Raw genomic sequence first — 23934 nt, 5'->3', positions numbered from 1 at the left:
CAGAGGGTAGATCCCGCCAAGGAATACCTGTTCTCATTCGATAAAGTATTCCTTCAAATGTCATTCGATGTTCAGTTTTATCGTAAATACGACCTGTACTTTTCATAACTTGGAGTAGCAGTTTCCAGCGAATATCAGTTAGCATTGTTCTTGGCATGGTATTGGTTATGGTTTTACTTTTGGCGAAGCAAATTATAACTCTTTACCATGCTGTTCAAAAAACACTCTCGAAAGATCAACATGCCCTAGGTATGAAAATTTAATGTAAATCTCATGATAACAATTACTATGAGTTAGAAATCACAAGGGACTGTATGGAAATCATATCTGAAATTGAAGTGTCCAAAGAACAACATCAAGCCATTGCTGCTCTGAGAAACGGTGCATTCCCTGATCATCAAGTCGAACGTTCCTATTACAAACAGCTGCCACATATGCGTGCTCTTCTATACAAGCAAGAAAAATTGGTTGGTTACAACGCATGATAATAAGACGCATTAGAAAGGTGATCCTCTCGGCAAACTGAGATTTGAAACAAGTCTATACTGAAGAAGGTTACGCCACGACGTTAAGATGGCGCGATAAACGTATGTTTAATTAGGTTAAATCTCAGAGGTAACAATGAAAAAACTACTACCCCTATGCGCCATTTTACTTTCGGCATCCTTTTCAGTCGCCGCTTCTGACGGTTTGATAAAGTACCAAAGTAATTATTCAGTGAAAGAGACAGCAGACCGCTTTGAAGAGATAGCAAAAAGCAAAGGCCTGACATTGTTTGCGAGAATCGACCATCAAAAAAACGCGAGTAACGTTGACCTCGAGCTTAAACCAACTGAAGTTATTATTTTCGGTAATCCAAAAGTAGGCACGCCATTGATGCAATGTGCTCAAGAGGTCGCTATTGATTTACCGCAGAAGGTGTTGGTAAGTGAAGACGCGAACAAGAAAGTGTGGCTGTCTTACAACGATCCTAATTACTTGTTAAACCGTCACGCAATTAACGGTTGTGATGAAGTGATTAAGAAAATTTCAGGTGTACTAAGCAAGCTATCAGAAGCAACAGTGGCGAAGGTTCAAAACTAAGGCCACCGAGATCACACTTGAGCATTTTGATGTTCGAACACCTTTATAAAATGTATCGATTTAATTCAACTTGTGGCATGTTTTCATGCGTTAAGTTTCTGTTATCGATAAGGTTTATAGCTATTATGTATGGGAGTGAGCAGACGAGAGCGTTTTGTTGTAATTGCAAAATACTGACACTGCATAAATATACAATGTTCAGCAATCAAGTGCAGCAAGCGCCTCAAGAAGAAAAGAAACCGGGTTTACTCCAGCAAATTTTTTCGTCACTCATCTCCAATAACACTACTGGAGACTACAAGTGCACAAAATGTGGAACGTACTTACGGACACCCGATAATCTTGACTAACGCTGCATTCTTTAAAGAATAACTCAGGGCATAAAAAACGGGCAGATCGTAGTGATCTGCCCGTTTAAATCAATCGTCTTAATCACACTATGAGTAGCGTGAATCAGAAACGCTTATGCGCAGCACTTCTTGTATTTCTTACCGCTACCACAAGAACATGGATCGTTACGGTTAGGCGTTTTTTCAAACGTCATCGTTTTTGGCTTGTTTAGTAGAGTATCAAGCTCGATGGTGTTCTCTTCTTTGTCCGCGTTTACTGTAACGGTAACGAAGATAGTATTTTCAGCAGCTAGTGCTTCGACTTCTGCTTTGCGTGCGTCAGTTTGAGCCATTACAGCAATTGGAGATTCTTCAGTACCCGCTTTCACATCGCGGTTTACGTTGTAGCCTGCAAGAACGTGGTTCTGTCTTGTTTCGATACGGCCTTTGAAAAATAGTTTCGACATTGGGTACTCATTAAAAATGTTGAAAGGCGCTATTTTTAATGGCGATAGCGCAATGGAGCGGGGATTATACGCATATATTGCAATTGATAAAGCAGTGATGTGAGTAAAGGCTGTTTGGTTTTTGCTCGCGAGCAACGGATTGTTATCTAGCTTTGCTCTGATTAGATAAATTTTGAAATTCAAGACAATAAGATTTCCCTTAATACGCTTTTGAATGATAAATTCAAATTGTTAATTTAAACAAAGAGATAGTGTATGAAATTAGATGCCATTCTATGGGATTATGATGGAACCTTAGTCAATTCTGTTCCCAAAAATATCGCGATTACCAAAGATATAATCTCTGCGGTTGCTCCACACTTGTCAGGTGATAATTTACCCAAATACTTGTTGAGTGAAGCGCTTTATCATGAAGCCAACCACGGCGCTAAAAACTGGCAAGCCTTATATGTCGATTATTACGGGTTATCACATGACGAAATGTTGATAGCGGGTGGAATGTGGGCCGAGCATCAAGAGAAAAATCAAACGCCAGTCGCGCTGTATGATGGAATGGAAGTGGTGATTAGCCAGTTCGCCCATCTTCCTCATGGTATTTGCTCTCAAAACTCTCAATTAAATATTCGTGGTGTACTCGACAGTTATGGCATTGGTGATTTGTTTAAATCGGTTGTCGGTTATGACGACGTATCAAATGGCAACCAAAAACCGCATCCATTCGGTGGTATCAAGTGTGTTGAAAATATCTTTGATAAAGCGCAAACCGATAAACTCTGTTTGATGTATATCGGCGATCATGAAGCGGACACACAGTTTGCACGCAATATCGAAGCTGCACTTGGCGATAAAGCAAAAGTCATTGCGGTAGCAGCGGGTTATAGCCGCTCTGAACCCGAAAACTGGCAAACCAAACCCGATTACATTGCTAATAATGTCGAAGATCTTTTAACGATCATTGGTAAATATGCTTAATCGCTTTTAACGGACTTGATAATTTAAGGAAGAATAATGACACCAAAACAAGTGGTATTAGGATATTGGGATGCAATGCGCACCAACGACTTTGCCAAAGCGGCCGAATGGCTAGCGGAAGATTTTCAAGGTTATTGGCCTCAGTCGTCTGAGTTGACGGTAGGGCGTGATAACTTCACAGCGATCAACTCTGAATACCCAGCGAATGGGATTTGGAAGTTTGAGCTGAACTCGATTGTTTGCGAAGGTGATACTGTCGTGACAGATGTATCAGTGACGGACAGCGTATTAAACGATCGCGTGATTACCTTTCACACGGTTGTTGATGGTTTAATCCAAAAACAAACCGAGTTTTGGCCTGATGGCTTTGCTGCACAAGAGTGGCGTGCAAAGTGGGTTCAGATAGCGAGCCCTGAATCACTCAAGTAGCAAGGCCAAATGCAAGAACTCGAAGCTCACAATAGAGTATGTGCATAACAACAATGAGATAAATTAAAAGTCAGCGAGTTAGGAGATGTCATGAACAAGGTCGTAATCGTTACAGGCGGAAGCCGAGGCATTGGTGCCGCTACATCGAAGCTATTAGCAAAACAAGGCTATGCGGTGTGTGTCAATTTCATACACAACGAATCAAGAGCTGATGAACTGGTGAATGAGATACGCGAACAGGGCGGTACTGCTATCTGTGTGCGTGCCGATGTGTCGGTAGAATCTGACGTAAAATCCCTGTTCGAGATTGCCCGTCATAAGCTTGGGCCGATTACCCATTTAGTGAATAACGCCGGGATCTTGTTTACCCAATCTGCACTAGAAGACATCGAGATTGATCGCTTTGAAAAGGTCATGAAATCGAATGTCTCAAGCTGTTTCTTATGCAGTAAAGCCTTTATCAAACAAGCCGATGGTGCAGGGTCGATTGTGAATGTATCGTCTGCCGCTTCTCGCACAGGTGCACCGTTTGAGTATGTGGATTACGCAGCATCGAAAGGTGCGATGGATTCACTGACCAAAGGACTATCACTTGAGCTTGCAGCGCGTAACATCCGAGTGAATGGCGTAAGGCCAGGTTGTATTTATACTGAGATGCACGCAGACGGCGGAGAACCTGATCGCGTAGACAGACTAGCTTCGCAGCTACCGTTACAACGAGGCGGCACACCAGAAGAGGTGGCTAACTCTATTGCATGGTTATTATCAGACGAAGCTTCGTATGTAACCGGCTCGTTTATTGATATTGCGGGCGGTCGATAGCACACGGAAGTCTTTACACTAAAGAAATCAATTAAAAGCATCATCACGCAACAAAAGTACCTAACTAAAAGAACGAAACTAAGAGTACAAACATGAAAAACTATTTTGAATATTCGTTATCGCTTTAGTGAAGCTCAGATTACTCAGCTATTAGAAATGAAATGGTGGGCATGGAATGAAGAGCAAATCAAAGGCGCCATGACCTTAATGTGCTCTTCAGACATTGGTGGTTTGTATCATTATTGGAAAGGATTCTCGAAGCCTTAAATTGTCTATCACAGAAGAAATGTGAATGGTGAAAACGAGATTAAATTTAACAAATCACTCAATAATCTGATGATCGCAATGTGATTGTGATACGAGTAACTTATTGATTATATGAATATTGCATAGTATGACGTGTCGCATTAGTGTGGTGGATAAATTGGAGGGGTATTATGATCAGTTGCAACGATTACGATTATATTGAGATTGTGTGTATGCACCGATACCCAATCAAATTAACGCTGAAGTCTGGCGAACAGATTGAATGTGTCGGATTAGATACTCAACGCAACGATAGCCGTGAAGAGTGCATTAAGGTCAGTATTCAAGGTGCAGAACAACTTGTCGTACTCACTGATCTTTCGACACTAGAAGTCTGTATCGACAATCCTCATTTTCAGCAGATTTCATTCAAAACGTCATAGGCTTTCAAATGAATAACACCATAGAACGATGCTATTGCGCCGCGTGCAGAGAAGAGACACAACATGTTGTTGTGTTGGTCAGAAAGACGAGTGCGTTTGCAGACAAACCTAACCAAAAGCGAAGCGAGTTTTGGGCAGGCATGATAAAAGGCTGGTTTCTTGGTCCATTTATCGCGTCAATGGACGAATTTTCTCGCCACCTTGTGTGTGAAAAGTGTGGTCATAAAGAGATACAAGATTAGAGTTGATCCAAAGCGATGACAGCGGTTTTGGTTAAGGAATTAAACAAATGAAAGTAGAAACGATTGAAGCCGTAAAGGCGTACGGCTTTTCGGTTAGAACCACTAACACTAACGAAGTTGACCCAGCAAAGGCAAAGATAGGCCAATTATGGCAAGGATTTTTCGATCAAGCTTTTCCCAAGCTGACACCTGATTCAAAGGTGTATGGCGTCTACACCAACTACGAGTCGGATTTTACCGGCGAGTTTGATGTTATCGCGTGTACCAATGCGCTTACCGATAACAATTTGGATGAGTTAGTCGAAACCAATATCGAAGCAGGTAAATACCTAACATTCTCAGCTGAAGGTGAACTACCACAAGCGGTTATCGATTTATGGGGAGAGGTGTGGGCTTATTTCAACGCGCCAGATTGTCCACATACGCGAACTTACAGAACTGATTTTGAGTTTTACAAAGGTGAAACGGCTGTCGAGATTTCGATAGCGATTAAGTGATTGGATGAAAGAGGACAAAAGGCTTAACTTAGACTGTGCTGTCTAACTAAGAGATGGGTTAAGGGTTTAGCCTTTGAATACCAGCCAATTACAAAGAAGATACAGTGTCACGTAATTACCTTGATTGCCACATGCTTTCTCTATCCTTGAATTACCCTTATCCACCAAAAAGACAATCTTGCTTAGTTTCATTCCACAAAGGGTATTGCTTCATTACTTGGGTGTAGAGTTTGCTGTCGAGGTGTGCTCTTAACCAACGTCCTACGCTTTGATATTCAGATTTCACAAACCACTTCTTTTCAACTCGTACAAACTGGCTAACAAATGGCATCACAGCAAAGTCGGCTAGGCTAGGTGTATCGCCAAACAGGTACTCGTGTTGAGCGAGTTTACTTTCCAGTTCTGAGATAAACCCTTCACACGTTTTTCTGCGTTGTTCAGTATCAATGTTTCGATAGCGAACAGATGCACGGTACTTTTCTAGGTGACCAATAAACTCATTGTCGTTACGAGCAATCAACTCAAGAATCTCTTGGTTTAGTTCTGGCTCACTTGAACGCATCAGATCTTGAGGATCGTTTTGTTCCAATGCCCAAATCATCACTTCTATGCTTTGTTCTATAATCGTACCTTGTGGCAACACCAGTACCGGTACTGTGCCTTTCGGCGAGCTGGCCAAGAGTTCGCTAGGCTTGTCTTTGGTGACGATTTCTCGAAGTAACACTTTTTGCTGTGATAGTGCGATGCCCATTCTTCCGCGCATTGCATAAGGGCAGCGGCGCAAAGAGTAGAGGATAGGTAGGTCGGATTCGTTCGGCATTATTGAGGTCATTTAGTTTGAAAAGTGTTGTACGGTGGTAAAGAGATCGTGATGTGGGTAGAATACGCGGCTTAAAAATTATAAGTAAGTGAGCGACTTCAAAAATGAGCAGAAAAATTGAGTTATTAGCCCCAGGTGGCGATGTAGAAGCGATAAAAGCAGCCATCGTAGCTGGTGCCAATGCGGTTTATTGTGGTTTAGACACCTTCAATGCTCGTAACAGAGCTTCTAACCTATCGTTAGATGAATTGAACGGTGTAATTCGCCTTGCTCATGAATACGGCTGTGAAGTGTTCCTGACTCTTAACGTTGTACTGCTTGAGCACGAAACGAAGAGCATCACTAAGCTACTTAACCAACTGGTGAACACCAAAGTCGACGGCATCATCGTTCAAGACTTGGGTTTGTTCAACCTAGTGAAGAAGCACTTCCCATCACTGGATGTTCACGCATCAACTCAGTTAACAACGCACAACGAAGGCCAGATTAAGTTCTTGTCTAAGATTGGCGCAACTCGCGTTAACTTGTCACGTGAGTTAAACCTTCCAGAAATTAAGATGCTGACAGAAGTGGCACACGATCACGATGTACTGACAGAAGTCTTCGTACACGGCGCGTTGTGTATTGCATTTTCTGGTCAATGCTACTCAAGCTCTGTAAGTGTGGGTAACTCGGGTAACCGTGGTCGTTGTAGCCAAGCGTGTCGTGATGAATACGAGATCACCAACGCGGGCAACAAGTTCCCACTTAACTTAAAAGATAACTCAGCTTACTACGATCTACCTGAATTGGTTGACGCGAAAGTTGACTCATTGAAAGTAGAAGGTCGTATTAAAGGCGCACACTACGTTTACACAGTGGTAGACACGTGGCGCAAACAGATTGATAGCTTTGTAGAGAGTGGTTTGCTGATCGAAGATGATTCGAACCTGCACAAAGTATTCAACCGTGATTTCACTAACTCTTTCTTAAAGGGCAACCTGACGAAAGACATGTTCATTGATAACCCGCGCGACAACAGCATGAACTACGCTGTTGAGAAAGCGACGGAGCAGAACAACGAAATCTCGGTAGTACAGATTCAAGAAGTGACGAACGAACTTCACCAAGCGAAAGACGTTCTTGGCAACGAGATGCGTGAAAAGATCGAGTTCCTTGATATTCGTAAAACGCCAGTTGTTCTGTCTTTCAGTGCGAAAGAAGGTCAGCCATTTACGGTGACTGTGAACACATCAAAAGAGAACTTTACCCTTCAATCTAAATCGCTACTTGTGGCGGTTGAAGAGAAGGCGATCACCCAAGAGCTGCTTGAGAAGCGTTTCAAGAACGTGAAGAGTGCGGTTCATACACTAGAAAGCCACGACTTCAGTGAAGTTGACGCTGGCCTTGTGATTCCATTGAAAGAAGTGTCTGACCTTAAAGACGAGATCGACTTCATTCTGAACGGCTCTGTGGAAGTGATTAAGCACGTTGAAGTGCCAGCACTGCCACAACATCCTAAAGTAAATGAACAGCCAACCATGTCGATGCTGATTGCTGATGTGGAAGACTTGCACCTGTGTGACGTAACTGATGCCGATGTGTACTTCAAACTGCCTGAAAGCTTCAAGAAGCGTTGCAACAAGTACATCGACATCTTGGCTGCAAACCCACGTTTGATTCCTTGGTTCCCAGCGGTATTGATCGGTAAAGATTACGACGAAGCGGTTCGTATTCTTGAAGAGATCAAACCTGCGCGCATCGTGACCAACAACACGGGTATTGCGTACAAGGCTTACGAAATGGGCATGGAGTGGGTTGCAGGTCCGTTCATGAACACAACCAACTCTCACGCATTAGTGACTCTGAAAGAAGAGCTTAACTGTGCGGGTGCATTCATTTCGAATGAGATCAACAAAGGTCAGATTCGTCATATTCGCCGCCCAGAGAACTTCAAACTGTTCTACAGCATCTACCACCCAATCTTGATGATGACCAGCCGTCAGTGTTTCTTCCAAAGAACGGTAGGTTGTAACAAGCCAAGCATTGAAGCAGGTTGTATGTTGAAGTGTGAGAAAGCGACCACGATTACTAATGTGAAAGGCATCTCTTTCGCGGTTGATAAACAGAAGGGTGGCTACCCAAGCATTTACAACCACGAGCAGTTCCTGAACCATGACGCTGTAACGGATTTCTCAGGCTTGTTCGACGAGTTCTTCATCGACCTAACCAACATTGGTGCGGGTTCGAAAGAAGTACAAGACAAAGTAGAGCTTATCAAGCACTTCGAAGCGCTACTGAACGGCGTAGAAGGTTCACAACAGAACCTAGAGCAGATGGTTGAGATTCGTACTAACGCTCAATACGTCCAAGGCTTATAGGGTTCAAGGTCTATAAGCTGTAAGGTTTATAGCTTTTAAGACAAAGAGCGTTCAAGGTCTATAAGCCTTAACTGCTTATGAGCACCCTGAACCAATAAACAAAAAGCCACTCAATCGAGTGGCTTTTTAGTGTCTGAGACTTACTGAGTCGGTCTTAATCAGTGCATACGTTATTCAGTCACAGCTTCTTGTTTGAAGCATGGGCTTTTCAACGTGTTCATCTTTTCGATTTCGTTTGTTAAGCGCAGTGAGAGCAGTGCTTTTTGGTTCGAAGCGAAATCAAACATCACAATGGTCGCAGTGCCAACCGTCGTCAGCTTCTGTTGAGCTTTACTGACGATCGCGTATTCCATAGTAAAGCGGTCGTCTTGAATGTCGGTGACTCGTGAACCCACCATCAAAGTATCAGGGTAGGTAACAGGTCGGAAATATTTACAATAAGTGTCGCCAAGAACAGGGCCAACTTTGGTGATAGCCATCTCTTCCATCAGTTCGACATGCTTGAAAAAGTCCAAGCGAGCCGTTTCGAAATAACGAAAATACACAGCGTTGTTAACGTGATTAAGTGCGTCCATTTCTCCCCAAGCGACAGGGATTTCTGTTACTACCGGGTAGTCAGATAATAGTGCTTCCATGCGAACTCTCTTATTGTTATTCGCTTATCCTTCATCGGAATAAGTTGTTATTGGAATAAAAACCCTACCGCCAAATTAACAAAACTGCAACACGTGTGATTCAAGTTTTTGAAGCTCGAAATCACACAATGTCAGTCACTTAGTTACACATGTACGCAATGGTTAGGCATTGAGGTGTTTGAATTGCAGCTCAACTAAGCGTTGGTACAATTCACAGCTATTGATGAGCGACTGGTGGTCGCCGATGTCTACCAGCTGTCCTTTATCAAGTACCGCAATTTGGTCTGCGTGTTTGATTGTTGATAATCGGTGGGCGATGATGATCGTCGTTCTGCCACGCATTAATTCTTCCAATGCCTGCTGAACATGATGCTCACTTTCACTGTCTAGCGCACTGGTTGCCTCATCCAATAACAGAATATTTGGGTCTTTCAAGATGGCACGTGCAATCGCAATTCGCTGACGTTGACCGCCAGACAACCTCACACCACGTTCACCAAGAAAGCTGTGATAGCCTTCAGGTAAGTTCTGAATGAACTCGTGCGCGTGCGCTTTCTTAGCCGCTTCGATAACTTGTTCATCGGTCGCATCTGGATTGCCGTAGCGAATGTTATGGAACACATCGTTACTGAACAGGGCGGGTTGCTGCGGAACTAACGCCATCTGCTTTCTGAGCTCGTTCGGATCAAACTGATTCAGCTCAATACCGCCTAACGTCACTTTACCTACTTGAGGGTCATAGAAACGTTGCAGCAATTCGAATAGGGTGGTTTTACCTGCACCAGACGGGCCAACCAATGCTAACACTTTACCTTCATGCGCAGTCAAAGAGAGGTTACTTGTTGCTGGTTGATCTGGTCTTGATGGGTAACAGAAGGTCACATCTTCAAACGCGACTTCTGGTGTTAAGTTATCTAGCGATGTTGGGTTTTCTACAGGCGCGACAATATGACTTTCAACTTGCAGAATCTCGATCAATCGTTCGGTTGCACCTGCCGCACGTTGCAGTTCACCCATCACTTCAGAAATCGTTCCTAGCGATGAAGCGACCATAATCGCGTAGAAGACAAACGCTGCCAGATCGCCCGCCGACATCGTGCCGTTAATCACATCACTACCGCCAACCCAAAGCATGCTAGCAATCGCGCTGAACACGATAACAATCACGCCTGATATAAGTATCGCGCGCTGTTTTACACGTTGACGACCAATCTCATAAGCCTTTTCTACTTCAATCGCGAACGATGCTTTCTCTTGTGCTTCTCGGCTGTAGCTTTGTACGGTTTTGATGTGTTCGATCGCTTCGCCTGCATAAGAGCCCACATCAGACATCGAATCTTGGCTCTGACGAGAAAGCGCTCTCACTCGACGTCCGTATACCAAAATCGGAATCAAGATAAACGGCACAGAGGCCAACACGATCAGCGTTAGCTTAATGTTGGTCGCGAATAGCATGATGATTGCACCAGCACACATCAGCGCGCTGCGCATCGCCATAGAGAACGATGAACCAATGATGCTTTGGAGCAGAGTTGTGTCTGTTGTGATACGCGACATGATGTCGCCACTGCCATTGGTTTCAAAGTAACTCGGGTGAAGTGTCACAACGTGATTGAATACCGATAAACGAATATCCGCACTCACACGTTCCCCAACAGAAGAGACCAAATAGAAGCGGAAGAAGGTACCAATCGAGATCAACACGACCACGACCATGATGAATTGAATCGCGCTGCCTAAGTCTGATAGTGATTGTTGGCTGAATCCTTGGTCGATAAGAAGACGGATACCGTGTCCAACCGAAAGCGTTAAGCTCGCTGTGAAGATCAGCGCAATCAACGCTGCTATCACACGACCTTTATAGGGCTGAATAAATTTACTCAGCTCTAGCAAAATACTGAGGCTTTTCTTCTCAGGTTTGGGTTCTGGTGCTTGTTGAGTTGATCGCTGAGTCTGTCGCTGAGTGGAGTCGAGCGTAGAAGAGACATCGTTTTGCATATTACTGCCTTAATGTGTTGTCGCTTTAAAAAATAGATGGCTTGTCGCTTGTAGTGCGTATTTTTCACGGGAAGCACTTGTTGAGAATAGAACCCATTAAAGCATTTATTACAGGTGGACGCTCCTATGGAAGCTCAATTTCCAAAATTTCATTAAGGCGAAATGAATCATAGAAGATTGGCTAAAAGGAAAATTAGTCATTCTGACTTTCGTGATTTGAAGGGCTATTGGATTGTTTAACCCTTATTTTTATGCAAGTAAATCGGCGGTAATAGGGAAGTGCGTTCATAGTTATCGCTGTACTTGTTGATTTATAAATCAGTGGTAAAACGTTTGCCTTTTATCTAGAAACTAGCTTTATCAATGACTTGTGTTTTAGAGATGTTAGACCAGTCATTGAGACTGTTTTTTGCGCAATGTTTGTTACAAAAATTCAACAAATTAATTTTTTATACATTTTTCTTGCATAAAAGTTCAGTTTAAATAGAATAACCAACAAATGACAATTAATGCAGTAATCCGGCATGAGTATTCAAGTAAAGAGCATCAACAAATCATATGGCGATATCCAAGTTCTTCACGACATCAGTTTTAACTGTGAGAGTGGCGAAACCTTGGTACTGCTTGGCCCGAGCGGCGCTGGTAAGAGTTCACTACTGCGTGTTTTGAACCTGCTAGAAATCGCGGACAACGGCGAATTAGACATTGCGGATGAGCAATTCGATTTTTCAAGCCAGATCCAAGAGAAGCAGGGGCTTAAACTTCGTCGTAAAGTCGGCATGGTGTTCCAGCAATACAACTTATGGCCACACATGACGGTGATGGAAAACTTGATTGAAGCACCAACCAAAGTTGCGGGTTTGGATAAGCAAGAAGCGATTAAGCAAGCGCAAGAAGTATTAACGACCTTACAGCTTGCAGACAAAGCAGACGCTTGGCCATTGCAACTGTCTGGTGGTCAGCAACAACGTGTTGCGATTGCTCGTGCTCTTATGATGAAGCCAGATGTATTGCTGTTCGACGAACCAACAGCAGCACTCGACCCAGAGATCACCAACCAAGTGGTTAGCATCATTAAAGAGCTAAGCGGCACAGGGATCACTCAGGTTGTGGTGACTCACGAAGTTGATTTCGCCAAGAAGATTGCAAGCCATGTTCTTTACCTTGAGAAGGGTTACATCGTTGAACACGGCACCAACGACGCATTTATTAATCCGCAGACTCCAGAGTTTGCTGAATATTTGACTCACTAAGTAAGTCGTTCACTAAACCTAAGCTGACTCACTAAGTCATTGACTAGATTTACCTAAACACAACATCGATTAAAACAATCAAATTATAAGAATGGCCACAGGCCACTATCACAATGTATTCGGAGTAACAAAATGAAAAAGATTCTACTAGCTTCACTTATCGGCCTTGCTTCTTTCAATGCAGCGGCTCAAGAAGAAATCAAATTCGCAATGGAAGCAACTTACGCACCGTTCGAATACATGGACGAGAACAACCAAATCCAAGGTTTTGACGTAGACCTAGCAAACGCACTTTGTGAAGAGATGAAAGCGACATGTACTTTCCACAACCAAGCGTTCGATAGCCTGATCCCAGCTCTTAAATTCAAACGTTACGATGCAGCTATCTCGGCAATGGACATCACTGAAGCACGTCTTCAACAAGTAAACTTCTCTGATGCTTACTACGACAACTCTGCAGCATTCATCTCTATTGAAGGCAAAGTAGCAGACCAAGCAGCACTTGAAGGTAAGCGTATCGGTGTTCAAAACGGTTCTACTCACCAAAGCTACCTACTTGAGCAACTGCCAGGTGTGACAGCTGTTCCTTACTCAAGCTACCAAGATGCATTCATCGATATGAAAAACGGTCGTATCGATTCTGTCTTTGGTGACACAGCAGTAGTAGCGGAATGGTTTAAGAAAGAAAACAACCTGACGTACGTTGGCGAGCAAGTAACAAACCAAGAATACTTCGGTAACGGTTTTGGCATCGCAGTAAACAAGAGCAACCCAGAGCTAGTTGCACAGCTGAATACAGCACTTGTTGCAGTTAAAGCGAACGGCGAATACGACAAGATCTTCAACAAGTACTTCGGTAAGTAATATGCAGTTAACGGGTTACTCTTTAGGGCTCGTCGAAGCAAGCTGGATGACTATTCAGCTTGCATTCGTAAGTCTATTGGTTGGATTAGTTTTAGCGGTATTGTTTGCTGGCGGTGAAATGTCTCGTCGCATTGCGATCAAATGGCCGACAACCGCGTTCGTGACAATCGTACGTGGTCTACCAGAAATCTTGGTAGTTTTGTTTATCTACTTTGGTTCAACACAAGTGCTCTTCATGATCACTGGTGATTTTATTGAAGTTAGCCCGTTCTTATCTGGTGTTGTTGCGTTGTCACTTATCTTCGCTTCTTACGCTTCACAAACCATTCGTGGTGCATTGAAAGCAGTAAGTAAAGGGCAGAGAGAAGCGGCGAGTGCATTGGGTATTCCTCAATCTCGCGCATTTTTCAGAATCGTATTGCCACAAGCAGTAAGACACGCACTACCAGGCTTAACGAACCAGTGGTTGGTTCTATTGAAAGATACAGCACTGGTTTCACTAATCGGCGTCACCGATCTACTGAAGCAAGCGCAGTTAACATCAGCCGCAACGCACGAAGCATTTACTTGGTACGCAACGGCGGCAGCTATTTATCTAATCATCACATTGATTACACAAAGAGCAGTAAAAGTGATTGATGGTAAGTTCTCTATTCAAGGTTTGGGTAACAAAGGGGCAATGGCATGAATCAACAATACCTCTCTCAAATGCTTGAAGGCTTAGCCACCAGTCTTCAACTGACCGGCGCTTCACTACTTGTTGGTTGTATCTTGTCTCTGTTGATGACGGTAACATTGATCTTAAGATTACCTGCAATTCACTGGGTAACACGTGGCATCATCACGTTGTTCACTGGTACGCCGTTATTGGTTCAAATCTTCTTGGTGTATTACGGCCCAGGTCAGTTCGATTGGATTCGTGAAAGCTTTATGTGGGCTTGGCTGAGCCAACCTTGGTTCTGCGCAATGTTAGCCTTGGCTTTGAACACTGCGGCATACAGCACGCTACTGTTCAGAGGGGCATTCAACGCGATTCCAGCAGGGCAGTGGGAAGCATGTCGTGCACTAGGCATGGACAAAATCGCAACACTTAAAGTGCTACTGCCATACGCACTGCGCCGCGCTGTTCCAGCTTACTCGAACGAAGTGATTTTAGTCTTCAAAGGCACATCACTAGCAAGCACCATCACCATCATGGATTTGATGGGCTACGCTCAGCGTATTAACGGCCAAACCTACGACACACTAACCGTGTTCGGTATTGCTGGCGCATTCTACCTAGCAGTAAACGGCATTCTAACGCTGATCTTCCGCCAAGTAGAGAAAAAAGCCCTAGCATTCGAAGCTGCGTAAGCTAGCAATTCACAAGTCTAACTAACGTATAAAGCCTGCCATTTATCTTCGCTAGATGGCAGGCTTTTTTGTGTTTGGGATATGTGTAGATGAACAGTGGTTATATAGCTCAGGACGATTTTCGTCGAACCATGCGCTGTGGAAATGCCACTTGCCCTGCTATTTAGCGAGCTTATCTTTGTTTTAAGTCACTGAAATTATGAAATTAATTATGGTAGAGTTTCGCCCATATGAAACTAGGTATAATAATTCTGTATTTGAATGCAGAATTTTTCTGTCTAAGAAATGTTGGACTAATGCGAATACGCTATTATGGCTTTTTAGCTAACGCGGTGCGGGTAAAAGCGATCGCGGAAATTAGGCATAGCTTACGAGAGCGAACCGCAGAGAAGTCGGAAGTGATGAAAGAGAAACCGTGTTGTCCGAACTGCCATCTGCCATAGCAACAGCATGGTACTCGTGTGCATCAATGTTAGACCTAGGATAGTCGTTTCAGAGCACCGACTGACCTAGTTGTCTGATTATAATGAATAAAATTATCGTTGTTTTATGGCGAGAGAGGGGTGTTGTTCGCTTGTAAAAAGATTATGCAACGGGTATAGTCGCTGTAGATAAATTGGCGGCTAGAAGTGGAAAATGGACGGCTGACGGGGTACTGGTCTTAATGACAATAGTGGAACGTGAGCCAGTCCTAAAAAGCAAATTCCATAGATAGAAGCGGCCAAGTCCAACAGGTATTTATCCATTGTGCTACGGCAACGGATAAATACTTAAGAGTTATGTGTTTTTTTCATCTAAACTCATTCTGCATGACTATCAAAAACATAAAAGAACGGAGGCCTAGAATGCGCCGATTAGCATTGATTCTTGGATTGTCTTGGTTATTAACGGGCTGCCCTTTAGAAGGTAATAACGGTAATACTGGTCCTGCTGGTCCTGCTGGTCCTGCTGGTCCTGCAGGAATAAATTGTTGGGATTTAAATGAAGATCGGGTAGATGATGCAAGTGAGGATATTAACGGTGACAACGTGTTCGATGTGAATGATTGTTCGCCAGTAGTTTCAAACAGCGCGAGCCAGAACTTGGCAGTTGAATTGAATCATCAGCACATATGCGAAGCTCTGGCAAATCTAGGGCAGTATCCAGAAGGTTGCCCTTCAGCGACTCATANTCAAACAGCGCGAGCCAGAACTTGGCAGTTGAATTGAATCATCAGCACATTGCGAAGCTCTGGCAAATCTAGGGCAGTATCCAGAAGGTTGCCCTTCAGCGACTCATACTATCCCGACTGGCACGCTTAAACAACTCACGGTCATGCTTGATGACGGCACAGGGCGCGGAGTGAGTTGTGATTTCGAACCGAACAATGGACCACTAACCCTTGAGCTAAACTCATTTGATCAGCTGTACTATTGGAGGCTTGAGAACAGCTTTGTAGCCAATAAGACAGTTATATCTCTCGAAGACGAACTTGTTAGTTCATCAGGTAATACTTGCTTGGATGTTTGTTCCAATGATCCAAAATGCATAGCGTCGCTCTCCGCATCTAGAGACGTTGTAATAGGTAACTCGCAACGAATTGTATACGACTGCGCTACATTCCACAGTTCAGACTCACTACCACCTTATGAACAAAAATGTGACGACAAATTTAACAATTGTATTGCATCGAACGGAGTGCTTTTGAACAGCCAGCGATGGGCTGTTCGTTGTCCTTAACACATAACAAGTTTCATCAGCGGACATTTTTTCCATTGCCCGTTTTACGCTTGGATAGCACAAAACGCTCAATTCCAAAAATGCCGCTGCGCAAGGCGTTGGTATGACTCCCCATGTCAAGTTGAGCGCCTAAACCCCTAGCTCGTGTGAACCATTGCTCTTTGCCTAAAGGGCGAGTTAATGCATGAGCTTGAAGCAAGTAAGTTCGTCAGTTCTCATGCTGATATACGTGGATTGCTCATCGTTTGATGAGTAGAGCCTACCTTACTTGTTCCGTCGTAGCACCTGTCTTCAATCTATGCTCGTGGTTCAATACAGCCGAAGCTATATTGCCGTCCTAACGCCGTCGGTGTTTGTGCCACTCCCGATGCTTTATCCAATGCGATAACACTAATTTTGTCTTCATGCCGGTAATCGAGCGATTCGAGTCTTAGGATCCACGTCGCTGATGACAACTTCACGAGCAATCGCCCAGATGTAGGCGATCATCTCTCTTGCGATGGCGACCACAACGACATTTCGGTGTTTACCTTTTTGTAGCAGCCGTTGGTAACGACGACATAACCTTTGCTGGGCTTGCCAAGCGATATCAACTATCTCTTTAGGCAGTCCTTCTTGCCTTAGTTGAAGCTCTACAGAGATGTTCGCTTTATGCTTATAGGTGTGTGCGCCTTCAACGAGTAACCGTCTGGCTCGACTGTTGCCACACTTTGTTAAGCTGCCACGACGAGTTTTACCTCCACTGGAGTTTTCTGTTGGAACAAGCCCAAGGTAAGCCATAAGCTTTCTTGGATGGTCGAACCGCCGTAAGTCACCCAGTTCAGCTATTGTGCCAAGAGCGACGAGTAACCTGACACCCCGCATAGCTTGTATGGCTTTCACAACAGGATAGTATCGCCAGTTTTTGACCTGATGGAGCAGTTCATTATCGAGTCGTTGAAGCCGCTGTATCCGCTCATTGATTGTAATGATCATCTCTTGCAAGACGATTTGTTGACTATGGTGAGGAAGAATGAGGTCGGTCAGCCACCGTAGATGCTTTTTAGACCAGTTATCATTCACCGTCGCTTGGATATTATTGCGAAGAAGAAAGCCTTTGAGTTGGAACTTTGCGTCTTGGAGATCTTTCATTGCCGTTTCTCTGGCACGCGAGAGATCTCGAATGGCTTCATCTTCGGCTTCTGGAACATAGATGGGTGTAAGCTCTTCGGCTTTTAACAGCTTGGCGAGCTTTGCTGCGTCTCGTTTGTCAGTTTTAACTCTATCGCCTGGCTTCTTAGGTATAAGTGATGGAGCGACGACATAGCAGCAGTGTCCAAGGCTCGTAATCAGGCGATAAGTCCAGTAACCACATGGTCCTGCTTCATAGACAAAGTGCAGAGTGGCTGTTGGATACTTGGATTGCAGTTGTCTGGCCAATTTAATAAGCGCGGACTTGTTAGATTTAATACGGCCAAGGTGTTGTGGGTTTGCCCCTCGATGTTCTTGTAAAACAGCGACTTGAATAAATGACTTATGCGCATCTAAGCCAATGAAAATTATGCTATCTTTACTCATGCTAGCCTCCAAATTTAGTTGTTTAACGCACTAATTATGGCTCTGGCTTAAAGCTAACCCACGATATTGGAGGCTAGCATCTTTCGTGGGGGTCATTATGTCTATGTGTTTAAGAGGTTTTATGATTGACGGTCGATTGAAAAGGTATTGGTTAGCTGAGCTAGAGCAATCAGCTAAATCTCTTGAAAAGCTTTACCGAAGTAATGATTGGAATGACGAGCTGGAGTTTTCGGTTGAAAAATCCATTTTTCTCGGCTTTTACGCTATCCGTAAATTGAAAGAAAGCGGTTTACTTCCCAATAATGTCATAAGCCTTAACTGGAAAATTACGACTTACCCCATAGCAGAAAAGTCTAAACAAAATAAGTTCATAAATGACTACCAGCTTCTTTCTGGCGGCTCAAAGCAACTTAGTTTGGAGGCTTTATGTAATCAATTTGTACATAGCAATCACTTTTCACCGTTTGTTCCTGATAATCATGTTTGCGCAGGGTTCTTTTTTGCTTCAGACAGAGAAAGTAAAAAGGAATTGTATTATATGCAGCTTGTAAGCGTGATTAACGTTTTTCTTAGCGTGGTTCATGAGAAGAGAATGTCGTTAGAATTAGTACAAAATGAAAGTGAATTCTCTGTCAAGCTACCCAACACATAACAAGCAATTTAAGAGGGATTCACAACGCTTGGCATTTTTGCTTCTGCTTCAGTTTTAGTGTTTACGGCACAATAGTTTAGGTCCGGTGGTCTGCGTTGCTCACTACTTAACGCGGCTATTGCTCAAAATGGCTAGTTGAACTATTATTTGTACACTAAATTGTACTGTTAGGAGTTCAACATGAGCCGCATCCACTTTGATCAAGATATTCAGCCTTTGTCTGAATTTCGTGCTGGCGTAACGTCATTTATTAAGCAGATTAACGAAACTCGCAGACCATTAGTAATCACACAACGTGGTAAGGGTGTTGCAGTTGTCCTTGATGTTGCGGAATATGAAGCAATGCAAGAGAAGATCGAGTTACTGGAAGAAATGCGTACTGCTGAAGCACAGCTAGCTTCAGGTTTAGGTGTTTCTAATGAAGCTGCTCGCGCTCAAGTGTTGGGGCGTATTAAGAAATGAAAGTAGTCTGGTCACCACTAGCATTACAAAAGTTAGGTGATGCAGCCGAGTTCATTTCACTGGATAACCCAGTGGCGGCAGAAAACTGGGTTAATGAGGTTTTCGATAAAACTGAACTACTCTCAAGTATGCCAGAAATGGGGCGAACGGTTCCTGAACTACCTCATACCAATTATCGCGAAATCTTGTTTGGTCACTATCGAATCATTTATAGCCTCAGCCATGAAATTCGTGTCCTCACTGTACGAAATTGTCGTCAAATGCTAACTGAAAGTGACGTGTAGCAATTGTGTTATAACAAGCGTTTAAGACAGGTTCCCAACACAAGGCATTTTTCATTCCATCGTTGGGTTTTGCGTTTACGGCGGTATGGTTAGGTTTTGTGGTGGCGTTGCTCACCACTTAATGCGGCCACATGGATTCCCCCGGTTGTCAAACATCCGCTAAACTTATGTTGATGGGTTTTGGACTGCCGCTCTACATTCGGCCTACTTATCGACGATTCGCATACGTCGTGGCCCTGATGACTTGCGCGACTGCGGTGCCTTATTCGTTAGATGACATCTAGTGTGTCCGCCGCATTAACAGGCTCTCCGCAAGTGGTCTTAACCTATCTCCATCATTAGCGTCTGCAATGACCCGGTGGGTTTAACTCTTTATGCTGCTTAGGTTTCTACTTAAGCAGCATAGTGCACACCAGTCATTAACAGATACAAGTTACTTGGAACTGTCGCTATTAGTATGCATGGATTTACAGCCTTACTGCATGTGTTGTGGAATGGGTTTATGTTTATCGATGTGCTTAATAAACGGGGTTTAGGGCCGGGCCAAGGCTATTCTGGTTTGATACTTTGGGTTGGCAGTATTAAGGCGATGTTACTTGGCTGGTTATTGGAATATGTCTGCATTACGTACCTCTGATATTTAGGAAGCTAACTGTAAGATAAGGTTAGCTCAACCATTAACGCCTTAATTGCCGTTCTGTTCTTCTCCATGACCATTGAACTCAAAAGCGACATACTGACTTGGTATTTCGGCTTTGGGTTCTTACGCAAAACTGTGAAGGTATCTGAAATCGTCGACACATCTTTTTACCAAACGAAGTGGTATCAAGGGTTTGGTATCCGAATGTTAAGTGATGGATGGCTGTATAATGCATCAATTGGCTCGGCGTTGAAGTTAAGCTTGAGTGATGGGAAACAGTTTTATGTTGGTTGTAAGGATGCGGACGGTTTAAAGCTGGCCTTGAAAACCGCTAAAGAACAGAAAACTCAAAAGTGATGTACGTGGCTTGGCACTTTTCGTTTAAAGTCGAACTAACGTTTAAGGTCATAGAGTTTAAGCCAGCTGCGCCTTAACATAGCACTAAGTGAATCGAAGGTTCAGTGAACAAAGCAATCACAACACATTTCGATGAGTATTTCTGTACCTTACTATAAGATCGCATAGCTGATTAGCTCGAACTGCAGTCTAGGAACTGACTATGACCTACAAGCTGTTAATCTATAATTCACTAACTTAAAACCGCGATTTGGTTAACGGCCGCGACCATCGACCATTACTACAATCGTCTTAGTGATAATGCTTAGGTCAGCGATAATCCAAGATTTCACAGAACATAGACTCAGTGCGTAACTGTGGTCGAAACCCACTTTACGACGTACATCATCAATACAGGTGTCATAACCTTGGTTAACTTGTGCTAGCCCAGTTATACCAGGCATTACGCCGTATGTACGGTCAGCAAAGTAAGGGATTTCGTTCTCTAGTTTGGTGTAAAAAGTAGGGCGTTCAGGGCGTGGGCCAATTAGAGACATTTCACCTCTCAATACATTTATCAGTTGTGGCAGTTCATCTAGGCGTGTCTTTCTCAAAAAGCGTCCAACGGGTGTGATTCGTGGGTCATTCGCGGTAGCCCAAACTGCACCAGAGCGAGTTTCTGCATCTTCGTACATGCTACGGAATTTCATGATCTCAAAGATTTCCATTTTCTCTGGTGTTGATTTACCCACACGAAGTTGACGATAAAAGATTGGGCCTCGAGACGTCAGAACAATAGCCAGCGCAATAAATGGAAACACCGGAGACAAGATAATCAGTGCTAGTAATGAGCTGACAAAGTCGAACGTACGTTTCGCACGTGAGATTTTATATTGGTATAGGTTTTGAGTAGATAGCTGTTCAATGTTTATCATGGTCAGTCCTTAACGATTAGCTCGAGTCCAAGGTGAGTTTTCTAGTCCAAGTAGGTAACGTAAGCCACCAATAAAGTTGGCATAATGACCAACGACTAAGTATGAGATTAACGAAATAGGTTTATTAATTTGGTTTTTCGGTAGAATGCACCCCAATAAACCGATGCTGTATACAAAAACTTGCGCCCAAAGCAGTACTTCAAATAACAGATAATCTTTAAGCAGAATTGAACACACCAAACACACGATCATAAGGTATGGCGTTAACAGTCGTAGGCCTTTGCCAGAGAAGAACGCAAAAGCGATGCCTTTAAACTTAGGGCTGAACAAGCCAAACAAACGTATCGCTTGCTGCATGTTGCCTGCTGAAATACGTAAGCGTCGGTTGAAATCGGTCTTTAAATTCGACTCTTCTAGTTCCAAAGCAATCATTTGTGTCTCGTACTCTGCGATATAACCTTGTTTAACGATCTGCATAGGTAAAATGAAATCATCGTTAATAGTATTAAGTGGCAGTGGTGTAAAAAGTGCAGTTCTGAATAGGTAAAATGCTCCGTGTGAACCTAGGCTAGACCCCAGTGATGCCTCACACTGTTTAACGGCTGTTTGATACTGCCAATAGGTGTTTTCTCCCTCGTTACCTGTTGGGCATAATTGGTATGTTGCATTTACTACACCCACCGCGTCACTTTCAAAGTGAGCAGCTGCAATTAGCAACGCATCCAATGAAATCAGCGCTGAAACGTCACTCAGCGCTGTAATGTCGCTAGTAATATTTGTCACTTCTTCGTTAACTACGGCCACTTTACCTCTGTTTTGTGTGTGGTCGTGTATCTCAAAATGGATGTCGCTACACATCGCTTCTTGGATGGTCATCTGAGCAATGTCGACGGTTTTATCGGTACAACCATCACAAGCAATGATCACTTCCAACTTCTTCTTTGGATAATCTAACGAAGCGAGATTACGAATCTTTTCAGCTATCCATTGTTCTTCATTAAAAGCGGGAACTAGAATAGTGATAGAGGGAAGAGTCGAGTCTCGTTGCTCCTCTTTATAACAACGAGAGCTTTCTGATACTTGACGCACTGGATTACGTTTTGCGTACCAACGCAACAAAATGGGGTAAGCGGCGTGATGGTAGACAATTAACATTCCAGAAAACAAACATAGACTTGCGAGTACCCAATCAATCATGCGTAAGCTCCTTCAGAAATGTCGTCATAAGACGCGACCATTTTAACGATGTCGAAGTGGTTCAGAATATAAGAACGAGGAGATAGAAATGGTGCGCGGTCGTTCTCTAACAAGGCATGGCTTAACCCTATAATGCTTCCACTTTTCACTAGCTTGCCGCTGATTGGGCATAAGGTTTCATCGACAGCGCCTACATCCATCGCTACAGTTGGGATATTGCATGCTTGAGCCTCAAGTGTTGAAAGCGGTAATCCTTCATGGCGAGAAGGTAGGCAGAAAGTATCGAGCGCACCGTAAAAAGTCGTCATGTCATCCACTAACCCAAGAAAGATGACGCGCTCCTTTAGGTTGAGAGTGGTAGCCAGTTGTTCTAATTGTTTGCGTTTAGAACCGTCGCCAGCAAAAGCGACGATGGTATTTTTAGGCAGCAGTGCAAGCGCTTGAATCAGTTGGTCTTGGCCCTTAACGTGCTCCAATCGACCTGCGCAACCAACGATGTTCTTATCTTGTGGTAGGCCTAATGCTGTTCGTGCTTTTATTTTCGACACTGGCTTAAACTTGCTACAGTCCACGCCATTCTTGATGGTAATGATGTTCTCATATGCGAAAGCAGAACGGAGTTGGTTGTAGACACGGGTAGCATCTGCCACCAAAGTAGGACGAGCGGCTTTGAGTGCTAATGCTTGTAAGCGTCGGCGCTTGTCGTCTTGAAGGTGCCAAGCATCATGTTCGGTATGAATTCGAGTAGGAACTCCTGATACACGAGCCGCGTAACCTGCGTAGAGCAGAGGACCTATGTGATGCGTGTGTACAACATCAGGACGAATTCCTCTAAATGCTTTAATGAGCTTTATGATGATGTTGAATTGAACACCAGACTCTTTGCCTAAAAACACGATTTGATTGTTGTAAGGCTTAAGTTTCGGCCAGTTCTTGATGGATTCTTCTTTTGTGCCTTCAAGACTGACGATTAACACTTGATCGTTTGGCTTAGCAAGGCGTAGTAAATCCAGAGTCAGCGTTTCCAAACCGCCCGGTGCAAGGTGCTGAACAACATGTATTATCTTTTTGCTATTTTTTGTGAGTTGCTTTCCCATAATTTCGCCTCTTACGCTAACGTTCTAATGTTTCTTTTTAGCTTGTAAAATCGTTCTGACGTTAACATTGCACGCAGCGTGCCAAATAATTAATTGCTATTTTTCATGGGGTTAAGATTATTATTCGTTAGGTGGTGATTAATTCTCAAAATGGGAATCAAAACAGAAGGTGTGTATGGATCTGCGGGGAAAAGGATGCAAAGTCTTAGGGGACTTACCTTAACGAGTCCATATCAAAAACG

25 protein-coding genes and 4 pseudogenes are annotated in these 23934 nt (G+C 43.6%); 20 read left to right on the top strand and 9 right to left on the bottom strand.

The features are described 5' to 3' along the window. Positions 1-157 (bottom strand): transposase (locus L1D22_RS11365; protein ID WP_239829853.1); only part of this gene is annotated, 157 nt, incomplete at its 3' end. A gap of 157 nt (positions 158-314) precedes the next feature. On the opposite strand from L1D22_RS11365, the pseudogene L1D22_RS11360 reads away from it, so the two are divergent. The 3 genes and pseudogenes from L1D22_RS11360 to L1D22_RS11350 form a co-directional block, all read left to right on the top strand. Beyond that, positions 315-476 (top strand): annotated as a pseudogene (locus L1D22_RS11360) (GNAT family N-acetyltransferase); the annotation flags it as partial. Between the two features lie 145 nt (positions 477-621). Beyond that, the gene (locus tag L1D22_RS11355) at positions 622-1083 is read left to right on the top strand and encodes a DUF302 domain-containing protein (protein WP_239829846.1); all 462 of its coding nucleotides are present in this window, start codon (positions 622-624) and stop codon (positions 1081-1083) included. A gap of 125 nt (positions 1084-1208) precedes the next feature. Next, complete coding sequence (locus L1D22_RS11350) at positions 1209-1433, top strand: hypothetical protein (RefSeq protein WP_239829852.1); 225 nt, start codon at positions 1209-1211, stop codon at positions 1431-1433. Between the two features lie 113 nt (positions 1434-1546). Here the strand turns inward: L1D22_RS11350 and L1D22_RS11345 are convergent, their stop codons facing one another. Next, positions 1547-1879: a PBPRA1643 family SWIM/SEC-C metal-binding motif protein gene (locus L1D22_RS11345; protein WP_239829845.1), complete on the bottom strand. Its 333-nt coding sequence runs from the start codon at positions 1877-1879 to the stop codon at positions 1547-1549. A 255-nt stretch (positions 1880-2134) separates the two neighbouring features. Between L1D22_RS11345 and L1D22_RS11340 the strand changes: the two genes are divergently transcribed. The 7 genes and pseudogenes from L1D22_RS11340 to L1D22_RS11310 all read left to right on the top strand — a co-directional run bounded on the left by L1D22_RS11340 (position 2135) and on the right by L1D22_RS11310 (position 5530). Beyond that, on the top strand, positions 2135-2851 hold the full coding sequence (locus L1D22_RS11340) for an HAD family hydrolase (protein ID WP_239829844.1): 717 nt from the start codon (positions 2135-2137) through the stop codon (positions 2849-2851). A 36-nt stretch (positions 2852-2887) separates the two neighbouring features. Continuing rightward, the gene (locus tag L1D22_RS11335; protein WP_048664979.1) at positions 2888-3280 is read left to right on the top strand and encodes a nuclear transport factor 2 family protein; all 393 of its coding nucleotides are present in this window, start codon (positions 2888-2890) and stop codon (positions 3278-3280) included. A gap of 90 nt (positions 3281-3370) precedes the next feature. After that, on the top strand, positions 3371-4102 hold the full coding sequence (locus tag L1D22_RS11330) for an SDR family oxidoreductase (protein WP_215408079.1): 732 nt from the start codon (positions 3371-3373) through the stop codon (positions 4100-4102). A gap of 108 nt (positions 4103-4210) precedes the next feature. Continuing rightward, positions 4211-4369 (top strand): annotated as a pseudogene (locus L1D22_RS11325) (type B chloramphenicol O-acetyltransferase); the annotation flags it as partial. Between the two features lie 170 nt (positions 4370-4539). Then, positions 4540-4791 (top strand): Rho-binding antiterminator, encoded by a 252-nt coding sequence (locus tag L1D22_RS11320; protein WP_239829843.1) that lies wholly within the window; start codon positions 4540-4542, stop codon positions 4789-4791. An 8-nt stretch (positions 4792-4799) separates the two neighbouring features. Then, complete coding sequence (locus L1D22_RS11315) at positions 4800-5033, top strand: hypothetical protein (protein ID WP_239829842.1); 234 nt, start codon at positions 4800-4802, stop codon at positions 5031-5033. A 47-nt stretch (positions 5034-5080) separates the two neighbouring features. Continuing rightward, on the top strand, positions 5081-5530 hold the full coding sequence (locus L1D22_RS11310) for a GyrI-like domain-containing protein (protein ID WP_239829841.1): 450 nt from the start codon (positions 5081-5083) through the stop codon (positions 5528-5530). Positions 5531-5687: 157 nt separating this feature from the next. Here the strand turns inward: L1D22_RS11310 and L1D22_RS11305 are convergent, their stop codons facing one another. Then, positions 5688-6350 carry a glutathione S-transferase gene (locus tag L1D22_RS11305; RefSeq protein ID WP_239829840.1) on the bottom strand — a complete coding sequence of 221 codons (663 nt, stop codon included), beginning with the start codon at positions 6348-6350 and terminating at the stop codon, positions 5688-5690. 104 nt (positions 6351-6454) lie between these two features. On the opposite strand from L1D22_RS11305, the gene L1D22_RS11300 reads away from it, so the two are divergent. Continuing rightward, positions 6455-8710, top strand: coding sequence for a peptidase U32 family protein (locus L1D22_RS11300; protein ID WP_239829839.1), 2256 nt, complete (start codon positions 6455-6457; stop codon positions 8708-8710). A 170-nt stretch (positions 8711-8880) separates the two neighbouring features. Here the strand turns inward: L1D22_RS11300 and L1D22_RS11295 are convergent, their stop codons facing one another. Both L1D22_RS11295 and L1D22_RS11290 read right to left on the bottom strand, forming a co-directional pair. Next, a complete protein-coding gene (locus L1D22_RS11295; protein ID WP_017061819.1) occupies positions 8881-9345 on the bottom strand; it encodes an acyl-CoA thioesterase in 465 nt (154 codons plus the stop codon). A gap of 162 nt (positions 9346-9507) precedes the next feature. Next, a complete protein-coding gene (locus L1D22_RS11290; RefSeq protein ID WP_239829838.1) occupies positions 9508-11343 on the bottom strand; it encodes an ABC transporter ATP-binding protein/permease in 1836 nt (611 codons plus the stop codon). Positions 11344-11867: 524 nt separating this feature from the next. Here L1D22_RS11290 and artP point away from each other — a divergent pair. The 4 genes from artP to artM all read left to right on the top strand — a co-directional run bounded on the left by artP (position 11868) and on the right by artM (position 14813). After that, positions 11868-12596, top strand: a complete 729-nt coding sequence (gene artP, locus L1D22_RS11285) for an arginine ABC transporter ATP-binding protein ArtP (RefSeq protein ID WP_239829837.1) — start codon at positions 11868-11870, stop codon at positions 12594-12596. A gap of 132 nt (positions 12597-12728) precedes the next feature. After that, a complete protein-coding gene (locus tag L1D22_RS11280; protein WP_239829836.1) occupies positions 12729-13460 on the top strand; it encodes an arginine ABC transporter substrate-binding protein in 732 nt (243 codons plus the stop codon). Between the two features lies 1 nt (position 13461). Further along, positions 13462-14148: an arginine ABC transporter permease ArtQ gene (gene artQ, locus L1D22_RS11275; RefSeq protein ID WP_176681234.1), complete on the top strand. Its 687-nt coding sequence runs from the start codon at positions 13462-13464 to the stop codon at positions 14146-14148. Then, positions 14145-14813: an arginine ABC transporter permease ArtM gene (artM, locus tag L1D22_RS11270; RefSeq protein WP_239829835.1), complete on the top strand. Its 669-nt coding sequence runs from the start codon at positions 14145-14147 to the stop codon at positions 14811-14813. The genes artQ and artM overlap by 4 nt, the downstream gene beginning before the upstream one ends. Positions 14814-16934: 2121 nt before the next feature. Here the strand turns inward: artM and L1D22_RS11265 are convergent. Then, positions 16935-18089, bottom strand: a complete 1155-nt coding sequence (locus L1D22_RS11265; RefSeq protein WP_239829834.1) for an IS110 family transposase — start codon at positions 18087-18089, stop codon at positions 16935-16937. Positions 18090-18210: 121 nt separating this feature from the next. Here L1D22_RS11265 and L1D22_RS11260 point away from each other — a divergent pair, with 121 nt between their 5' ends. From L1D22_RS11260 to L1D22_RS11245, 5 genes and pseudogenes are all read left to right on the top strand, one after another. After that, a complete protein-coding gene (locus L1D22_RS11260) occupies positions 18211-18741 on the top strand; it encodes a hypothetical protein (protein ID WP_239829833.1) in 531 nt (176 codons plus the stop codon). A gap of 180 nt (positions 18742-18921) precedes the next feature. Next, positions 18922-19203, top strand: coding sequence for a type II toxin-antitoxin system Phd/YefM family antitoxin (locus L1D22_RS11255; RefSeq protein ID WP_239829832.1), 282 nt, complete (start codon positions 18922-18924; stop codon positions 19201-19203). After that, positions 19200-19487 carry a type II toxin-antitoxin system RelE/ParE family toxin gene (locus L1D22_RS11250; RefSeq protein ID WP_053815743.1) on the top strand — a complete coding sequence of 96 codons (288 nt, stop codon included), beginning with the start codon at positions 19200-19202 and terminating at the stop codon, positions 19485-19487. The genes L1D22_RS11255 and L1D22_RS11250 overlap by 4 nt, the downstream gene beginning before the upstream one ends. A 412-nt stretch (positions 19488-19899) precedes the next feature. Then, a pseudogene (locus L1D22_RS22385) lies at positions 19900-20150 on the top strand (hypothetical protein); the annotation flags it as partial. 10 nt (positions 20151-20160) lie between these two features. Then, a pseudogene (locus tag L1D22_RS11245) lies at positions 20161-20484 on the top strand (hypothetical protein); the annotation flags it as partial. Between the two features lie 254 nt (positions 20485-20738). Here L1D22_RS11245 and L1D22_RS11240 read toward each other — a convergent pair. From L1D22_RS11240 to L1D22_RS11230, 3 genes are read right to left on the bottom strand one after another with little or no spacing between them, the layout of a single operon-like run. Beyond that, complete coding sequence (locus tag L1D22_RS11240) at positions 20739-21398, bottom strand: sugar transferase (protein ID WP_239829831.1); 660 nt, start codon at positions 21396-21398, stop codon at positions 20739-20741. 9 nt (positions 21399-21407) lie between these two features. Next, a complete protein-coding gene (locus L1D22_RS11235) occupies positions 21408-22595 on the bottom strand; it encodes a glycosyltransferase family 2 protein (protein ID WP_239829830.1) in 1188 nt (395 codons plus the stop codon). Next, entirely contained in the window at positions 22592-23692 is a 1101-nt protein-coding gene (locus L1D22_RS11230; RefSeq protein ID WP_239829829.1) for a glycosyltransferase, read from the bottom strand. Before L1D22_RS11230 ends, L1D22_RS11235 begins: the two co-directional genes overlap by 4 nt. Positions 23693-23934: the final 242 nt, after the last annotated feature.

Source organism: Vibrio sp. Isolate34, from assembly GCF_022397915.1.
GTDB lineage: Bacteria > Pseudomonadota > Gammaproteobacteria > Enterobacterales > Vibrionaceae > Vibrio.
The sequence above is the reverse complement of the archived record's forward strand: the minus strand, read 5'-3'. Positions and strand labels throughout refer to the sequence as shown.

What these genes read in the sequence shown, in the direction of transcription:
- artP (WP_239829837.1), top strand. Translation starts at nt 11,868, where the DNA reads ATGAGTATTCAAGTAAAGAGCATCAACAAATCATATGGCGATATCCAA.
- L1D22_RS11350 (WP_239829852.1), top strand. Translation starts at nt 1,209, where the DNA reads ATGTATGGGAGTGAGCAGACGAGAGCGTTTTGTTGTAATTGCAAAATA.
- L1D22_RS11265 (WP_239829834.1), bottom strand. Translation starts at nt 18,089, where the DNA reads ATGAGTAAAGATAGCATAATTTTCATTGGCTTAGATGCGCATAAGTCA.
- L1D22_RS11315 (WP_239829842.1), top strand. Translation starts at nt 4,800, where the DNA reads ATGAATAACACCATAGAACGATGCTATTGCGCCGCGTGCAGAGAAGAG.
- L1D22_RS11260 (WP_239829833.1), top strand. Translation starts at nt 18,211, where the DNA reads ATGATTGACGGTCGATTGAAAAGGTATTGGTTAGCTGAGCTAGAGCAA.
- L1D22_RS11290 (WP_239829838.1), bottom strand. Translation starts at nt 11,343, where the DNA reads ATGCAAAACGATGTCTCTTCTACGCTCGACTCCACTCAGCGACAGACT.
- L1D22_RS11295 (WP_017061819.1), bottom strand. Translation starts at nt 9,345, where the DNA reads ATGGAAGCACTATTATCTGACTACCCGGTAGTAACAGAAATCCCTGTC.
- L1D22_RS11280 (WP_239829836.1), top strand. Translation starts at nt 12,729, where the DNA reads ATGAAAAAGATTCTACTAGCTTCACTTATCGGCCTTGCTTCTTTCAAT.
- L1D22_RS11300 (WP_239829839.1), top strand. Translation starts at nt 6,455, where the DNA reads ATGAGCAGAAAAATTGAGTTATTAGCCCCAGGTGGCGATGTAGAAGCG.
- L1D22_RS11345 (WP_239829845.1), bottom strand. Translation starts at nt 1,879, where the DNA reads ATGTCGAAACTATTTTTCAAAGGCCGTATCGAAACAAGACAGAACCAC.
- L1D22_RS11330 (WP_215408079.1), top strand. Translation starts at nt 3,371, where the DNA reads ATGAACAAGGTCGTAATCGTTACAGGCGGAAGCCGAGGCATTGGTGCC.
- L1D22_RS11355 (WP_239829846.1), top strand. Translation starts at nt 622, where the DNA reads ATGAAAAAACTACTACCCCTATGCGCCATTTTACTTTCGGCATCCTTT.
- L1D22_RS11240 (WP_239829831.1), bottom strand. Translation starts at nt 21,398, where the DNA reads ATGATAAACATTGAACAGCTATCTACTCAAAACCTATACCAATATAAA.
- artM (WP_239829835.1), top strand. Translation starts at nt 14,145, where the DNA reads ATGAATCAACAATACCTCTCTCAAATGCTTGAAGGCTTAGCCACCAGT.
- L1D22_RS11230 (WP_239829829.1), bottom strand. Translation starts at nt 23,692, where the DNA reads ATGGGAAAGCAACTCACAAAAAATAGCAAAAAGATAATACATGTTGTT.
- L1D22_RS11255 (WP_239829832.1), top strand. Translation starts at nt 18,922, where the DNA reads ATGAGCCGCATCCACTTTGATCAAGATATTCAGCCTTTGTCTGAATTT.
- L1D22_RS11320 (WP_239829843.1), top strand. Translation starts at nt 4,540, where the DNA reads ATGATCAGTTGCAACGATTACGATTATATTGAGATTGTGTGTATGCAC.
- L1D22_RS11340 (WP_239829844.1), top strand. Translation starts at nt 2,135, where the DNA reads ATGAAATTAGATGCCATTCTATGGGATTATGATGGAACCTTAGTCAAT.
- artQ (WP_176681234.1), top strand. Translation starts at nt 13,462, where the DNA reads ATGCAGTTAACGGGTTACTCTTTAGGGCTCGTCGAAGCAAGCTGGATG.
- L1D22_RS11250 (WP_053815743.1), top strand. Translation starts at nt 19,200, where the DNA reads ATGAAAGTAGTCTGGTCACCACTAGCATTACAAAAGTTAGGTGATGCA.
- L1D22_RS11310 (WP_239829841.1), top strand. Translation starts at nt 5,081, where the DNA reads ATGAAAGTAGAAACGATTGAAGCCGTAAAGGCGTACGGCTTTTCGGTT.
- L1D22_RS11335 (WP_048664979.1), top strand. Translation starts at nt 2,888, where the DNA reads ATGACACCAAAACAAGTGGTATTAGGATATTGGGATGCAATGCGCACC.
- L1D22_RS11235 (WP_239829830.1), bottom strand. Translation starts at nt 22,595, where the DNA reads ATGATTGATTGGGTACTCGCAAGTCTATGTTTGTTTTCTGGAATGTTA.
- L1D22_RS11305 (WP_239829840.1), bottom strand. Translation starts at nt 6,350, where the DNA reads ATGCCGAACGAATCCGACCTACCTATCCTCTACTCTTTGCGCCGCTGC.